11 protein-coding genes are annotated in these 16,899 nt (G+C 53.2%); 2 read left to right on the top strand and 9 right to left on the bottom strand.

Annotated elements, in window-relative coordinates:
• Window positions 1-18 precede the first annotated feature (18 nt).
• Window positions 19-975 (bottom strand): RluA family pseudouridine synthase, encoded by a 957-nt coding sequence (locus KZZ10_RS14950; protein ID WP_259662341.1) that lies wholly within the window; start codon window positions 973-975, stop codon window positions 19-21.
• A 53-nt stretch (window positions 976-1,028) separates the two neighbouring features.
• Here KZZ10_RS14950 and KZZ10_RS14945 point away from each other — a divergent pair, with 53 nt between their 5' ends.
• On the top strand, window positions 1,029-1,874 hold the full coding sequence (locus KZZ10_RS14945; RefSeq protein WP_259662340.1) for an outer membrane protein assembly factor BamD: 846 nt from the start codon (window positions 1,029-1,031) through the stop codon (window positions 1,872-1,874).
• Here the strand turns inward: KZZ10_RS14945 and yoaA are convergent.
• Window positions 1,860-3,836, bottom strand: coding sequence for a DNA repair helicase YoaA (gene yoaA, locus KZZ10_RS14940; RefSeq protein WP_259662339.1), 1,977 nt, complete (start codon window positions 3,834-3,836; stop codon window positions 1,860-1,862). The two genes, KZZ10_RS14945 and yoaA, sit on opposite strands and share 15 nt — an antisense overlap.
• Window positions 3,837-3,941: 105 nt before the next feature.
• On the opposite strand from yoaA, the gene KZZ10_RS14935 reads away from it, so the two are divergent.
• Complete coding sequence (locus tag KZZ10_RS14935; protein WP_259662434.1) at window positions 3,942-6,308, top strand: Tex family protein; 2,367 nt, start codon at window positions 3,942-3,944, stop codon at window positions 6,306-6,308.
• A 3-nt stretch (window positions 6,309-6,311) separates the two neighbouring features.
• On the opposite strand, the gene KZZ10_RS14930 is transcribed toward KZZ10_RS14935, so the two are convergent.
• The 7 genes from KZZ10_RS14930 to KZZ10_RS14900 all read right to left on the bottom strand — a co-directional run bounded on the left by KZZ10_RS14930 (window position 6,312) and on the right by KZZ10_RS14900 (window position 16,775).
• Entirely contained in the window at window positions 6,312-7,781 is a 1,470-nt protein-coding gene (locus KZZ10_RS14930; RefSeq protein WP_259662338.1) for a sensor histidine kinase, read from the bottom strand.
• A 96-nt stretch (window positions 7,782-7,877) separates the two neighbouring features.
• Window positions 7,878-8,561 (bottom strand): response regulator transcription factor, encoded by a 684-nt coding sequence (locus tag KZZ10_RS14925; RefSeq protein WP_259662337.1) that lies wholly within the window; start codon window positions 8,559-8,561, stop codon window positions 7,878-7,880.
• A gap of 130 nt (window positions 8,562-8,691) precedes the next feature.
• Window positions 8,692-10,071, bottom strand: a complete 1,380-nt coding sequence (locus KZZ10_RS14920; protein WP_259662336.1) for a tryptophan--tRNA ligase — start codon at window positions 10,069-10,071, stop codon at window positions 8,692-8,694.
• Between the two features lie 23 nt (window positions 10,072-10,094).
• Complete coding sequence (gene zapE / locus KZZ10_RS14915; protein WP_259662335.1) at window positions 10,095-11,186, bottom strand: cell division protein ZapE; 1,092 nt, start codon at window positions 11,184-11,186, stop codon at window positions 10,095-10,097.
• A gap of 7 nt (window positions 11,187-11,193) precedes the next feature.
• The gene (lpdA, locus tag KZZ10_RS14910; protein WP_259662334.1) at window positions 11,194-12,624 is read right to left on the bottom strand and encodes a dihydrolipoyl dehydrogenase; all 1,431 of its coding nucleotides are present in this window, start codon (window positions 12,622-12,624) and stop codon (window positions 11,194-11,196) included.
• A gap of 13 nt (window positions 12,625-12,637) precedes the next feature.
• Entirely contained in the window at window positions 12,638-13,867 is a 1,230-nt protein-coding gene (gene odhB / locus KZZ10_RS14905; RefSeq protein ID WP_259662333.1) for a 2-oxoglutarate dehydrogenase complex dihydrolipoyllysine-residue succinyltransferase, read from the bottom strand.
• A gap of 40 nt (window positions 13,868-13,907) precedes the next feature.
• Window positions 13,908-16,775 carry a 2-oxoglutarate dehydrogenase E1 component gene (locus tag KZZ10_RS14900; protein WP_259662332.1) on the bottom strand — a complete coding sequence of 956 codons (2,868 nt, stop codon included), beginning with the start codon at window positions 16,773-16,775 and terminating at the stop codon, window positions 13,908-13,910.
• Window positions 16,776-16,899 lie beyond the last annotated feature (124 nt).

The raw sequence follows: 16,899 nt of genomic DNA, 5'->3' as shown, positions 1-16,899 counted from the left end.
GCAAGTCTGGCGCTACTTTTATTTCCACTGGATCCCCTCTAACACCTTACGCATATCCTCTGGGACCGGCGCAACAAACGACACCTCAGTATCAGTACTCGGGTCATCAAAACGCAAGCGATGCGCATGCAGCATTTGCCGCTGTGCGTCACCGAGCACTCGCCCACCATACTGGGTATCGCCAAGTAAAGGATGCCCAAGGCTCGCCAAGTGCACACGAATCTGGTGCGTGCGACCTGTCTCCAAGCGACAACTCACCTCTGAAATATTGGAGTCCATATATTGGCCACCGCGTAACAAGCTGTAGTGCGTAATAGCCGCTTTGGGAGCATTGGGTCGCTCGACCGACATACGCACTGGCACACGCGGATCACGTCCGATGGGGCGATCCACGGTTCCTGCGCTCAACATGCGGCCGTGCGCCAAGGCCAGATACTCTCGCCCCATGGTGCGGGCCTGTAATTGCCGAACCAAATGCGTCTGAGCCACCTCGTTGCGGGCAACAACGAGCAAACCCGAGGTGTCTTTATCTAGTCGGTGCACGATACCCGCGCGGGCTACATGCGCAAGCTCTGGGTACCGGTAAAGCAAGCCATTTAGCAGCGTCCCACCCCAGTTACCGGCGCCAGGGTGCGTCACTAGGCCGACCGGCTTGTTCACGACCACCCAATCCATGCTCTCGCCCACAACCTCAAAATCGATCTGCTCGGGCGTAAATGCTTGATCCTCAGGGGACTCCTGCTCATAGACGGTAATCACATCGTCCTCATGCAGGGTCTGGCGAATCTTGGCAGGTTTACCGTTTACCAGCACATGGCCACGCTCAATCCAAGTTTGCAAGCGACTACGGGAATGGCGCGGAACGAGCTGCGCCAAGACCTTATCCAGCCGCTCCAGCGCTTGGTTATCCGTGACTTGAAATAACTGCGGTTCATCGTCGGGCAGCACATCATCAGAAATAGGCGTATCAGGCATTGGGACTCGTCTTATAATCAGCAGAGAATGCTAACACCAAGGATCATTTTGTGATGGGTCTGCCCACTTTTTCTTTGCTCTGGACCTCCCGAGCCACCACCTTACTCAGCCGCCTGTTGTTGGTATTTGCTGTGGTGGCGCTAGCAGGCTGCGGCTCGACGCAGCCCGAATATGATCCCACCGCCAACTGGAATGCCGAGCGCCTATTCCAAGACGGTAAGACTGAAATGAATGCGGCAAACTGGCGCGTCGCTAAAGAACGCTTTTTAGCGATCGAATCCCGCTTCCCCTTTGGTGTTTACGCGCAACAGTCACTTATCAACTTGGCTTACTGTTACTGGAAAGACAAAGAACCCGAACTTGCGCTAGCAACCCTTGGCAGATTTCAGCAACAATATCCTGGCAGTCCAGTGACAGACTACGCACTGTATCTCAAGGGGCTGATCAACTTCACACCTCCAAGTGCCGTTTTCTCATCGATTACTGGTCAGAGGCCTGGCGAACGCGACCCCCGTGCGTTGCGTCAATCGTATACGTCATTTAACGAACTCATCACCCTCTTCCCCGACAGCCGCTATACACCTGATGCACGCAAGCGTATGGTGTGGCTTGTGGCGACGATGGCAGAAAACGAAGCTGCTGTCGCACGTTACTACTACGAACGTTACGCTTACGTCGCTGCGATCAACCGAGCACAAACAGTAATCACAGACTTTCAAGGTGTACCGTCAGCCGAGGTTGCGCTCTATGTGATGATGAAGTCTTACGAAAAGCTGGGTATGAAAGACATGCGTGACGACACGGAGCGTGTTTTGTTGCAAAACTTTCCCAAAACCAAACTAATTAGCGAAGGCTTCCCCGATCGCTACAGCATCTGGAATCCTCTACGCCTGTTTTAAGGTCAAGAACTCAACGGCTTCTTCAAGCACGCGGGTACGCGCAAACGGCGGCAACCCGCGCCAGAGTTGCTTGCCATAAGGTTTATCGACTAAGCGCGTGTCCCCAACCATCAAGACCCCCCAATCCGTTTCACTACGAATTAAACGTCCTGCACCTTGCTTGAGCGCAATGGCCGCCTCGGGTAGTTGGTATTCCATAAAGGGGTTTCCCCCACGACTGCGACATGCGCGTAAGCGCGCCTCAAGCACCGGATCATCCGGCGGTGCAAACGGCAGTTTATCGATGGCAACCAACGTCAGACGATCACCCGCCACATCGATGCCTTCCCAAAAACTTGCGCTACCCACCAACACAGCATGGTCGAGTGTTCGAAATCTCTCTAGTAAATCGCGGCGGGTGCCATTACCCTGGCGCATGATCGGCCAGCTCAAGCCCATGCGATCATAGGCGTCAGCCAACAAGGCCGCGACGCGCTCGACCGCTCGCAACGTCGTACATAAAACTAACGCACCACCTTGGCTCGCCTGAATCAGTGGCATCAGTTGCTCAACGAAGGCAGGCAAGAACTCTGACGACTGTGGTACAGGCAGACTTTGCGGCACGAACAGCATCGCCTGCTTGGCATAGTCGAAGGGAGACTCCATACGTACCGTCTCGGCATTCTGCAAACCCAGTCGCTCGGTGAAGTGAGAAAAGTCACCATGCACCGACAGCGTCGCCGAGGTAAAAATCCATGCCTGCCCCCCTTGCCGATAGCGAGAGAAGGCCTCCGCCACAGACAAAGGCGCTGCATGCAGCCGCACATGATGCAGACCCAACTCAACCCAGCGAACGATTTGATGCAGATCTTGCGCATCAGAGCGCAAGCCTCTTGCGGGTTGCCCCCACTCGGCTAGTCGCTCAGACAACTCACGTGCCGTGCGCGCAGCCGTCGCAAGATCGGGATGCTTCTCTTCAACACTTGCGAGCAACTGCCCCACTGCATCAAGCGAGGTCTGCAACGCCTTTCGGGCAATATCAAACGCAGCGGGCTCAGGGAACGCCTCGAACGTCACACGGCGCGAAGGCATGTTCTCCAGCGCAGCACAACTAAGGCGCAACTCACGTGTTGCTTGTTCGAGCGCCCGTGCTTGCTCAGACCAGTTCGTAAGCTCGCGTGCATGGGCTAAGCCTGCCGTCTCAATCAAGCGCCCCAAATCAAGCAATTGATGCGTCGATACGCTCGAGCCTAAGAAACGTGTCGCCGTATCGGGCAACTGATGGGCTTCATCAAACACAACCGTGTCGGCCGCAGGCAATAGATCGGTAACCCCCTCTTCGCGCAGCATGAGGTCTGCCATGAATAAGGCGTGGTTGATCACAACTACATCGGCCTCCTGCGCCTGTCGACGCGCCTTCAATACAAAACAATCGCGCACATTCGGACAATCTTGCCCCAGGCAGTTCTCGCGCGTCGAGGTCACACGTTGCCAGATTTCCGCATCCTCAGGAACGGTCGGCAAATCCGCTCGATCTCCCGTGGCACTTTGTTGGGCAAAGGTCTGGATGTTACGTAACTGATGCACTTCGCCACGGGATTTAAGGGCTCGGTCTTCTCCCTGAAGTCTCTCAAGGTGGTAATGACAAACATAATTACCCCGCCCTTTGAGCAAAGCAATCGTGGCCGGGATACTAAGCGCTTCGCGCACGCGGGGAAGATCTCGAGAAAACAATTGATCTTGTAAGGTTCGGGTGCCGGTTGACACTAACACCTTACCCCCGCCGAGTAACGCAGGAACGAGGTAGGCCCACGTCTTGCCCGTGCCAGTACCTGCCTCAGCAATTAGGGTAGAACGCTCTGCAATCGTGCGTTCAACGGCCTGCGCAAGCTCAATTTGTGTCGTCCGGACACGAAATCCTGGCGACATCGCCGCAAGCGGCCCATCTAGGGAAAAAATCTCAGAAATCAGGGGTTCTTGCATATCAAATACCAACGAAGCATGCCGGATCATACCGCCTGAACTGAGGACACTCTCGACATGTGGCAAAATCGTCCGTTTGTCGCCTTACAAGAAGCGTTTGATCAAATGAGTGATTTAAGTCTTACCACGTCAGACACCGAACTGCGCATCATTGCCCAGCTCGCAGAAGAGTTAAGTGTTCGTCCACAACAAGTGGCAGCCGTGATTGAGTTGCTGAAAGACGGCGCAACCGTGCCGTTTATTGCGCGCTATCGCAAAGAAGCAACTGGCGGGCTCGACGACACCGTGCTGCGCAACCTGGACACGCGTCTGCTCTACTTGCGCGATCTCGAGGACCGCCGCGCTGCAATTTTGAGCTCAATCACCGAACAAAATAAACTGACACCAGAACTCGAACTGGCCATCAAGCAAGCCGACACCAAACAGCGCCTAGAAGATCTCTATGCACCATTTAAGGTCAAGCGTCGCACTCGCGCACAAATCGCCCGAGAAGCGGGCCTAGAGCCTCTGGCAGACGGCATTCTGGCCGACTTGCAATGCGATCCGCTGACGCTTGCTGCACAATATTTGAATGCAGAGGCTGGCATCACGGAGCCTAAAGCTGCGCTCGATGGTGCCCGCGATATTCTGGCCGAGCGTTATGCAGAAAACGCCGATCTCTTGGCGGACATGCGCAATCATCTCTGGACACAAGGTTATCTGTATTCAAAAGTCGCTGATGGCAAGGAAGCCGAAGGCGCAAACTTTCGTGACTGGTTTGACTTTAATGAACCGCTTCGCACCCTCCCCTCGCATCGTATTCTTGCCATGTTACGCGGACGTCAACAAGGTGCGCTTGAGCTGCGTATTGGAATAGAAGCGTCGCAAGACATACTGGTACCGCACCCTTGTGTAGAACGGGTAGCACGGTTCTTAGAGCTTGGTAAAGGCTTGTTTGATGCTGCCCCAACACCACGCGCGAAGTGGCTCGCAGATATTGCGCGCTGGACGTGGCGCGTGAAACTACTCACGATGTTCGAAACAGAAATGTTGACGCGCTTACGCGAAACGGCTGAAGCTGAAGCCATTCGCGTGTTTGCAGCCAACCTGAAGGATTTGCTGCTTGCCGCACCGGCGGGCCCTAAAGCTGTGCTTGGCTTGGATCCAGGTATTCGCACAGGCGTCAAAATTGCCGCGATCGACCACACTGGCAAGGTCGTTGAAACGGCCACCATCTATCCCTTTGAACCGCGTCGTGATCGCGTGGGTTCGCTAACGACGCTTGCCACAATCGCGCGTCGTCACAAGATTGAACTGGTCGCGATCGGCAACGGTACCGCCTCACGCGAAACGGAAAAGCTCGTTGCAGACCTCATGGCTGCGCAACCCGATTTAAAGCTGACACGTGTCGTGGTCTCAGAAGCTGGCGCCTCGGTCTATTCAGCATCTGAGTTGGCTGCACTTGAATTCCCCGATCTGGATGTGAGCTTGCGGGGTGCCGCCTCGATTGCGCGGCGCCTGCAAGATCCCCTCGCAGAACTCGTAAAGATCGAGCCGAAAGCGATTGGAGTCGGTCAGTATCAACACGACCTTAATCAGCGCGAGTTAGCACGTTCACTCGATGCGGTTGTCGAAGATTGCGTGAATGCTGTCGGCGTCGATGTAAACACCGCTTCTGCAGCGCTCTTGACGCGCGTATCAGGGCTTAACAGCACATTAGCCAAAAACATCGTCTCGTATCGCGATGCTAAAGGTGTGTTTCCAAATCGTAGCGCACTAAAAGAAGTCCCACGCTTCGGTGAAAAAGCCTTTGAACAAGCAGCAGGTTTTCTGAGAATTCCAAATGGTGACAATCCGCTAGACGCCTCCTCTGTGCACCCCGAAGCGTATCCAGTTGTCGAACGGATTTTGAAGAAAATTGCGGCCGACATGAAAGAAGTGATTGGCAATCGCGACAAGCTCAAAGGCTTATCGCCCTCGGAGTTCACCGATGAACGCTTCGGTGTGCCCACCGTGCGCGACATCTTACTTGAGCTCGAAAAACCTGGCCGCGACCCACGACCAGAGTTCACAACCGCGACTTTCAAAGAAGGCGTCGAAACACTCAACGACTTATTACCCGGTATGCTGCTTGAGGGCGTTGTCACCAACGTCGCAAACTTCGGCGCCTTTGTGGATATCGGCGTGCATCAAGATGGCCTAGTGCACATCTCGGCCCTTGCAGAAAAGTTCGTCTCTGATCCGCGCGATGTGGTGCGTGTTGGCCAGACCGTGAAAGTTCGCGTGCAGGAAGTCGATATTCCGCGCAAGCGTATTGCACTAACGATGCGTTTGAATGATGAGACACCACCCGCACGCAGCGCAGGTGGTGCGCCTGCTTCTAGCAATCGTTCTAGCGGCGGGCAATCTGCTAGCAAGCAAAACAAAGGCGCTGCACCAGAGCCGCTGGGCCAGGGTGCGATGGCTGCGGCGTTTGCGAAGTTGAAGCGGTAAGGGCTAAGCCACGGGGATCCGGAAAGAAAACTTGACGCCACCTGCGTCAAGATTTTCAAAGCGGATTGAACCAGCATGGATTTCAACGATATGCTGACTCAACCATAAACCAACGCCAGTGCCCTCAGATTTTGTAGTAGCAAACAAACTAAACACCTTGCGGATGACGCTTGGATGTACGCCCATGGCATTGTCAGAAACAGTGAATACCCAAGAACCTCTTTCAATCTGACTGATGACGCGTACCTTTAAATCCTTGCGACCCGTGGCATTGCAAGCGTCCATCGCATTTGCCAACAGGTTAGATATCACGCGCCGGATCAAACCATCGTCCAACATGGCTTTAGCGCCAGTTTGTGCGTGACACTCAAAATCGATCCCGGATTGTTTAATGCGGCTCGCGTAGAGCGACACGACGGTCTCGACCAGCGTATCTAGCTCGCAGAGCGTGCGCTCCTCGGCACGCTTGACAAACAACTTCTTCAGGCTCCCGATCAATTTGGCAGCCTCTTGATTTGCTTGCGTTAGCCGGTCGAGTATTGAAACAATTCTATCGGGACTCTGGTTTGCCAGCACGTATGACTTTGCAGACTCAGCGTCGAGTTGGATTCGAGCCAAAAACTGATTGAGTTCGTGCGATAGTCCACCCGCCAAGGCGCCTGTGTGCGTTAGAGCATCCGCATCCAGGAGGTTACGTACAAGTATCTCTTTCTCCTCAAGCAAAGATTCAAGACGAATCCTATCGGCGGCGGCACGCAAGGCAGCGGTGGAACAGTTCTGTAACCAATAATATAAAAGTGCGATATCGATACAAAAAAGGAGTGAAATCCTAATGCCACGTAACCATAAATCCGCAACATTTATAAATTTAGTACCCGCAGCATCGATCCCGGGAAGCATATACGCAAGGACGATCAAGGCCACAACATTAATAATGATCAGAGCTATGGAAAGCAGATATATCAAGTGCCCCAACAACATTCCAGACCGTTGTCGTACGCCATGAAGAATAAAAAAAATGATGGCTGCACAAAGCAAATAAAAAATTGTAGCGGTAGATAAACGGACAAGGCTGTCGATGCTCGTAGCAAAAAAATGGATAGGTGCAATGGACAGAAAAATAATGACTAGAAGCATAAGCAGATCGCGCCCCCATACAATGCTCTTGTCGATGAGGTTTCTGATTAATACGACCCTTAAGTAGATAGAGATACCAATGATGGTGCTGACGAAAACAAACGCTGGAGTGCCACCGACTTGTGTGCGATCGATAGCCTCGTTAATCTCAACAATGTCAAAAGCGAACAACCCGCCTCTCCCTGCATAAGCAAGAAAGGTTAGAACCAAAAGGGTTACAAAAATAGAATAAGACGCGTTTCGATCGTTCGGTGAGGTCGACACTACCAACACGAAGATCATGGCCATCGAAGCGGTAGCCAGTAGTATGTGTATCGGGATGAGATATTCATTCATACTAGAACGCTACACCGTATGTCAATGAATCTCAAGATAGACGCCGCGCGCAACCAGCACGAAGACTCAGGAACTAGTGTCGCGACTATTGGATAATTAACTCTTCGATCGTGGAGATTCATCTAATTTGCTAGCTGAGCGACGCTCAGCGGACTCGCTTAGAGCGATAAGTTCAGACAATGAACGCAAACGCAGTTTATACATCATCTCCGATTTGTACTCTTTGACTGTTGATAGCGCTACACCTAACTCATTGGCGAGCTCGGCATTGCCATATCCTTTAGTCATTAATTTGAATACCTCGCGCTCTCTGGGAGAGAGTACTTTTAGTTTTTGTTCAAACTCTACCTGCTTGATTAAATCACGCATCAATTGAGCGTCAAGCGCCAGTGCTTTCGATACGGCTGACAGCAGGTTTTCGCGACTAAACGGCTTAAGTAAAAATTCGATTGCTCCATTCGACATAGCCTTAACAGCTTCTGAAATGGTGCTTTCGCCACTAATAAAAATAATAGGCATTTGTCTGCCATGGCTCAGGAGCTTCTCTTGAAGATCCACACCGGACATTCCCGGCATGCGCACGTCCGTCACGAGTACCGCGGGGACAACGTTGGTGAAGTCATGCAAGAATTCCTGAGGGTTTGCATAAGCCTGCACTTTGTAACCAACGAAACGCAACACTTCACAAATACTGGTACGAAGCTCTTGATCGTCTTCTACAAGAAATACGCAGCCAGGATTTTGTGTGTCACCGGAGGGCCGATTTGTGGACTGCGGCATGGATAATCTTCCAGATAAGGTCATTTATCTACTGTCGAATGTAAGATCAGCTGAATCTCACAACACCCGATCATGCCAAAGTGCGCCGCTCAAAGATACCCTGCATTCGCAGGGAGAGCGCCTTCCCGAATCAGGTAGCCTCGGCAAGCGAGGCATGCGCAGCCTGCAGCAACGCGACATGTTCATCACGTCGCTGCGACGATTCATTATCCCGCTGGGCTGCGAGAAATTGCCCATCGAGCAGGATCGAAAATCCGAGCTCACCTTCCAATTTGATACAAGCATCCACGTCTGTCAGTTGGAACTTGCGCATGGCCGCCCCAGCCAACTTGGGATCTGCAAAGGCAACTGAACAAAAGAGCTCGGTCCCGTCCGCTGCCAAGAAGCGGAAACGGAACTGACCCGCCTCATCGCGAAAGCTCACAAAGCGTGCGGCTTTACCTGATTTAGCGGACTTACCAGCTGATTTACCTATCTGCTCTGAGGAAGCAGCAGCGCCCAAGGAACGCAAGCCAACCGCCTGACGTAACTCTTTGATAAACGGTGTCGCAATCGCACGCGCTTTGCGTGCACCCTCTTGCAGAATCTCTTCGATACGCGCAGGGTTAGACATTAAGTCTTGATAGTTCGCACGCATAGGACCAAGCTCTTGCTCGACGCGCTCGCATAAGCGCTGCTTGGCATCTCCCCAACCCAGTCCCGCTTCGAGCTCCTTGCGGAACGCAGCCGTTTCAGCGGGCTGTGCGAACGCTTTATAAATTAAATAGAGGTGTGATGCCTCCGCGTCTTTCGGCTCGCCCGGACCCCGCGAATCGGTCACGATGCGCGCAACAGCCGACTTTAAGGCTTTCGAACCGCCCTCAAAAAGAGGAACGGTGTTGTTGTAGCTTTTAGACATCTTGCGACCGTCTAAGCCTGGCAAGGTTGCAACATCCTCTGAGATCACTGCCTCCGGCAAGACAAAAAACTCTTTGCCCTGACCAAACAAGTGGTTGAACCGCTGAGCAATATCACGCGCCATCTCAAGGTGCTGTGTTTGATCGCGTCCGACCGGAACCTTGTGGGCGTTGAACATCAAAATGTCGGCAGCCATCAGGATAGGGTAAGAAAACAACCCCATCGTGATCCCATCGTCACCTTCCACGCCTTTGGCAGTATTTTGATCGACAGAGGCTTTATAGGCATGCGCCCGGTTCATCAAACCCTTGGCTGTGACGCAGGTCAGCATCCAGGACAGTTCGGGGATTTCTGGTACATCGGATTGACGATAAAACGTCACCCGTGCGGGGTCGAGTCCACACGCGAGCCAGGTGGCTGCAATCTCCAAGCGTGAGCGTGCAATCAAGTTCGCGTCTTCGCACTTGATCAACGCATGATAGTCCGCCAGAAAAAAGAAGGCATCCACCTTCACCTCGTTACTGGCCTGAATTGCTGGACGAATGGCGCCAACATAATTACCCAGGTGAGGTGTACCCGAGGTGGTAATACCAGTGAGAACGCGGGTATTCATGGCGTAAAAGCTCCGAGACTTGCTTAAAGACTAACGGTGTCGCGCTGTTCAGAGTCCAAATACTCTTTGGACTGCATTTCAAGAATACGGGAAACGGTGCGATGGAACTCGTTTGACATAGGACCCGAAGTGTAGAGCTCTTCGGGCTCGCACTCGGCCGACATCAATAGCTTTACCTTGTGATCGTAGAAGACATCAATCAACCAGGTGAAGCGCCGCGCCTCAGACGCGTGCTTAGGACCCATCTTCGGCACACCCGACAAGATGACTGCATGGAAACGGCTGGCGATTTCAAGGTAGTCGTTCTGCGAGCGAGGCCCACCACACAAGGTGGCAAAATCAAACCAGACCACACTGCCAGCACGTTTTTTGGCGGTGATCTCACGATGCTCAATCAACAGCACGGGATCTTGGGGTGGCGTATCGGACAGCTGCAGAAAAGCTTGCTCGAGCGCAGACTCTGCCGTCGCATCGAGCGGTGTGTGATAACACTTCACTTGTTCAAGTGTGCGACGACGATAGTCAATGCCAGCATCAACGTTCAGGATGTCCATGCGATCTTCAATCAACTCGATCGCTGGCAAAATCCGATCACGATGCAAACCATCGGGGTATAGCGTTGATGGTTCGTAATTGGACGTCATGACAAAAGACGTGCCGTATTCAAAAAACTTCAGCAGCAATCGGTACAAGATCATCGCGTCTGCGACATCTGATACGTGAAACTCATCAAAACAAATTAGGCGATAACGCTTTGATATACGTTTGGCGACTTCATCCAGTGGGTCCTGCCGCCCTTTGACTTCATCGAGCTGCCGATGCACGCTGCGCATGAACTCATGAAAGTGCAATCGCGTCTTACGCGTGACCGGGACAGTTGCATAAAACGCATCCATCAAAAAACTCTTGCCACGCCCGACCCCACCCCACAGATATACACCACGAGGCACTTCAGGACGTTTGATCAAGCGTTTAAGCGCACTAGACCGATCCCCTTTAAAGGCGATCCAGTCGTCAAAGTATTTTTGCAGGCGCTCAATGGCCGCGCGTTGCGCATGGTCTGGCTGATAACCACGTTCAGCCAGACTGCTCTCATAGTATTGAAGGACGTTCAAGAAAGCTTCAGAAGTTAAGCGCGCGTTTATCCACGGCCAAAGCCGCTTCTTTCATCGATTCCGACAAAGTAGGATGCGCATGACAAATACGAGCGATATCTTCAGCCGCACCACGGAACTCCATGATGGTGACAGCTTCTGCGATCAACTCGGATGCCATCGGGCCAATGATATGCACGCCTAGCACTTCGTCTGTCGCGGCATCAGCTAGGATCTTCACAAAACCTGTTGTGTCGCCCAGAGCGCGTGCGCGTCCATTCGCCAAGAAAGGGAAGCTACCAGCCTTATAAGCACGACCAGACGCTTTTAACTGTTGCTCGGTCTGACCGACCCACGAAATCTCAGGCGAGGTATAGATCACCCAAGGAATCGTGTTGAAGTTGACATGGCCGTGTTGCCCGCCGATACGCTCAGCAACCGCAACGCCCTCTTCCTCGGCCTTGTGGGCGAGCATGGGTCCACGTACCACATCACCCACTGCCCAAACGTTTGGCAAGTTGGTTTTGCAATCACCGTCAACGACAACAAAGCCGCGCTCATCGAGCTTTAAGCCAACCGAGTCAGGATTCAAGCCGCCGGTGTAAGGCACGCGACCGATCGATACGATTAGCTTATCAACCACCAACTTTTGCGCAGCACCCGCCGCATCGGTGTAGGGCACCGTCACTTGCTTGGCTGTCGACTTGATTTCACCGAGCTTGACGCCCATGTGAATCGACAGACCTTGCTTGGTGAAAATCTTGTGCGCCTCTTTTGCGACTTGCGTATCGACAGCAGCGAGAAACTCAGGCATCGCTTCGAGTACGGTCACTTCCGCACCGAGGCGGCGCCAGACGCTACCCATTTCCAAACCAATCACGCCCGCACCAATCACGCCGAGCTTCTTTGGTACTGCGCCGATATTCAGTGCGCCGTCGTTAGACAGAATCTGCTGTTCATCAAAAGGTGTGCCTGGCAATTCACGCGCAGACGAGCCCGTGGCGATCACCACATGCTTACCAACGAGGTCAGCGGTTGTCGTTCCTGACACTTTGATTGCCCAGCCGCCATCGACTTGGCCAGCAAAAGCGCCTTTGCCATGGAAGAAAGTGACTTTGTTCTTTTTGAACAAATACAAAATACCGTCGTTATTTTGCTTCACGACATCATTTTTGCGACCAACCATTTTGTCGAGCTTGAGCGACACACCTTTGACTTCGATGCCGTGTTCAGCAAAATGGTGATTCGCCTGCTCAAAGTGCTCGGACGACTGCAACAATGCTTTGGAAGGAATACAACCAACGTTCGTGCAAGTGCCACCAGGTGCAGGACCGCCATTGCCGTTTTGCCATGCATCAATACACGCGACCGACATGCCGAGCTGCGCTGCGCGAATCGCGGCGATATAGCCGCCAGGTCCTGCGCCAATAACGACTACATCAAATTGATTTGAAGACATAAGTATCCCAAGCTTAGATTTCGAGCAGCATGCGCTGTGGATCTTCGAGCGCTTCTTTCATCGCGACCAGACCCAACACAGCCTCGCGACCGTCGATAATGCGGTGGTCGTAAGACATTGCCAAATAGTTGATTGGACGAATCACAATCTGACCCTTCTCAACCACAGCACGCTCTTTCGTTGCATGCACACCCAAAATAGCCGACTGAGGTGGGTTGATAATCGGGGTCGACAACATTGAGCCGAACACACCGCCGTTCGAGATTGAGAACGTACCGCCAGTCATTTCTTCAATGCCCAACTTACCTTCACCGGCACGCTTACCGAAGTCAGCGATGGTCTTTTCAATTTCTGCAATTGAAAGTTGATCGGCATTGCGCAGGATCGGCACCACCAAACCACGTGGACTACCCACCGCGATGCCAATATCAAAGTAGCCGTGGTAGATGATGTCTTTGCCATCAACGGAGGCATTCAATACAGGGTAGCGCTTGAGCGCAGCAACGGCCGCTTTCACAAAGAATGACATGAAGCCGAGCTTCACACCGTGTTCTTTTTCGAACTTGTCTTTGTACAAATTGCGCAGATCAATCACGCCTTGCATGTTGACTTCGTTGAACGTCGTCAAGATCGCGTTGTCTTGCTGCGATTGCAGCAAACGCTCGGCGACGCGCGCACGCAAACGGCTCATCGGCACGCGCTGCTCTGGGCGACCATCCAGCGACTGGGTCATGGGCACACTTGGGTTTGCCAATGGCGCAGCTTTCGCAGCAGGCGCAGCGGGGGCAGTCGATGCACCGAGTGCATCGCCTTTGGTGATGCGGCCATCACGGCCTGTGCCAGTAACCGACGCTGCCGACATGCCCTTATCAGCCAGAATTTTTGAAGCGGCTGGCGAGGCGATTGCACCCGAGGCTGATGCTGGCGCTGGCGCTGCGGCGGGCGCTGCAGCAGCAGGAGCCGCTGCCGGTGCAGCAGCTGCGGGAGCAGCGGCGGCCTTGCCTTCCGTATCAATGCGTGCGAGAACTTCACCCGAGGTGACAAGGCTGCCATCGGCCTTGACGATTTCAGACAACACGCCTGAAGCAGGAGCAGGCACTTCAAGTACGACTTTATCCGTTTCAACTTCGATCAGAATTTCGTCTGCCTGAACGGCTTGGCCAGGTTGTTTTTTCCAGGTGAGCAGCGTCGCTTCGGACACCGATTCAGATAACTGCGGAACAACGACGTCAGTGATTGCCATTATATTTTTTTCCGTAATTGGATAGATTCGATTATTAAGATTATTTGGTCAGCATGAAGGACTTGAACTTACCGAAGGCTTGTTCAATCAGGGCCTTCTGTTGTTCAAGGTGCTTAGCCAAATAACCGACAGCGGGCGAAGCCGAAGCAACACGTCCCGCGTAACCGAGTTTTTGACCGCTCGACATATTCTGATAGAGGTGATGCTGCACGTAGAACCATGAGCCTTGGTTTTGTGGTTCATCTTGAACCCACACCACTTCGGTAGCCTTTGGATACTTGCGTAGTTCAGCCTCAAACGTTTTGTGAGCGAACGGGTATAACTGCTCCGCACGCACGATCGCAACCGTATTGTCCTTGCGCTCTTTGCGCGCATTGACCAGATCGTAGTAAACCTTGCCCGAGCAGACCAACACACGATTGACCGAAGCGGGATTGATCTTCTCATCGACTTCGCCAATGATCGGACGGAAACGACCGCTCGACAAGTCAGACATCGGTGAGCCCGCATCTTTGTTACGCAGGAGCGACTTAGGCGTCAAAATAACCAGCGGCTTGCGGAACTGACGCACCATCTGACGACGCAACAAATGGAAAATCTGCGCAGCGGAGGTTGGCTGAACAACCTGAATGTTGTTGTCTGCGCAAAGCTGCAAGAAACGCTCAATACGCGCCGACGAGTGCTCTGGGCCCTGACCTTCGTAGCCGTGAGGCAACATCATTGTGAGGCCAGACTGACGCCCCCACTTTGCCTCACCTGACACGATGAACTGATCGATCACAACTTGAGCGCCGTTTACAAAGTCGCCGAACTGCGCTTCCCAGATCGTCAAGGTATTTGGGTCTGCGCACGAATAACCGTACTCAAAGCCCAAGACCGCCTCTTCAGACAAGACCGAGTCAATCACGGTGAAGGGTGCCTGTCCTTCGCTTACGTTTTGCAAAGGAAGGTACGTGCCATCATTCCAGCGCTCACGATTCTGATCATGTAACACGGCATGGCGGTGGGTGAACGTGCCGCGACCAGAATCTTGGCCAGTGATGCGCACGGCATAGCCCGAAGCCACGAGCGTCGCAAACGCGAGGTGCTCGCCCATCCCCCAGTCAAGATTCTGTTCACCGCGCGCCATGGCGCGACGATCATTCAAAAGCTTGTTGACCAAGGAGTGCGGAGTGAAACCTTCAGGCACAGTTGTGAGCTTTTCACCAATCCGCTTGAGTTCAGCAGCAGGCACGGCCGTATCTGCCTGGTCCGTCCACTTTGCACTCAGGTAAGGTGTCCAGTCAATCGCGTACTTGCTCTTGTAGTTCGTCAGCACGGGTTCGATCGTACGACGACCGTCTTCCATGTAACGACGATAGTCCTTAACGAGCTGATCACCCTCGCCTGCCTGCAATACACCTTGCGCTGTCAGTTTGTCTGAATAGAACTGACGTGTGCCAGGATGCGCGCCAATACGCTTGTACATCAGCGGCTGTGTCAGGGATGGCGTATCTTGTTCGTTGTGACCAAGCTTGCGGAAGCAGACAATATCAACCACGACATCGCGACCAAACTGCATGCGGAAATCGAGCGCTAAACGCGTTGCAAAAACGACTGCCTCAGGATCATCGCCGTTCACGTGGAACACTGGCGCTTCGATCATTTTTGAAACGTCTGTGCAATAGATTGTCGAGCGGGTGTCACGTGGATCGGAGGTTGTAAAACCGATCTGGTTGTTAATCACCAGATGCACTGTGCCGCCCGTACCGTAGCCGCGTGTTTCAGCAAGGTTTAAGGTTTCCATCACAACACCTTGGCCTGCAAAGGCCGCATCACCGTGCACCAACACAGGCAATACTTGCTTGTAGCCATCGGCACCGCGGCGCTCTTGACGTGCGCGCACACTGCCTTCGACGACAGGGTTCACGATCTCAAGGTGTGAGGGGTTAAACGCCAATGACAAGTGCATGGGACCACCACGCGTCGACAAGTCACTGGAGAAACCGTTGTGGTATTTGACGTCGCCGTCGGTCAGTCCTTCAGCGTGATGACCTTCAAACTCGGCGAACAAATCACCAGGCATCTTGCCCATGATGTTCACAAGCATGTTGAGGCGACCACGGTGTGCCATCCCCACCACGATTTCTTGCACGCCGGATTCACCGGCATGGTTCACAAGCTCGTCCATCGAGGCGATAAAGCTCTCACCGCCTTCAAGTGAAAAACGCTTTTGTCCCACGTACTTTGTATGGAGATAACGCTCAAGGCCTTCGGCCTCGGTCAACTGCTGCAAGATATGTTTTTTGCGGTCAGGCGTGACGGTCGGTGCGCTGAGTGAGGACTCTAGGCGCTCTTGTACCCAGCGTTTTACGGCAGGGTCAGAGGCATGCATGAATTCAGCACCAATCGAGCGGCAGTACGTGTCTTTTAATGCCTTGATGATGTCGCGCAACGTCATCGTCGTTGCTTTGCTGAAATAAGTATTCGTGGCTGAGAACACTTGATCAAGATCCGCTTCGGTCAACCCGTAAAACGCTGGATCAAGCTCGGGGATACCGGGGCGATCTTGACGCTTGAGCGGATCTAAATCGGCCCAGCGCGAACCCAAGGAGCGGTACGCCGCAATCAGTGACTGCACGTGCACTTGTTTCATTGCAACGGCAAGGTCAGGCTCTTGGCCACGCTGCACAAAAGCATTCGCTTTAGCGCGCAGGGCAAAGGACTCAACAATTGGAGCGTGCGCTTGGTCGCGCGTGGCTTCTTGACCATCGGTTGCAGGCATGTGCTGCAACTGATCGAAATAGTTTCGCCAGTTATCTGGAACCGAGCCTGGGTTGTCCAGGTAGGCCTCGTAGAGTTCTTCTACGTACGGCGCATTGCCGCCAAAGAGATAGGAGTTCTGTAGTGATTCAAGTTCTGATGACATTTAGCGCTTCACCTATTCGAGTGCTTCACTCGTTACGATGCAGGAATACCTTCCGTTTTTCGGCCAAACCGATGGGCGGATAGCGGGGCAGAAGGCGGTTATAGGAGCCTTAAGAGCCGGCACG

The sequence above is a fragment of the Zwartia hollandica genome (assembly GCF_019923725.1).
Taxonomy (GTDB): domain Bacteria; phylum Pseudomonadota; class Gammaproteobacteria; order Burkholderiales; family Burkholderiaceae_B; genus Zwartia; species Zwartia hollandica.
The sequence above is the reverse complement of the archived record's forward strand: the minus strand, read 5'-3'. Positions and strand labels throughout refer to the sequence as shown.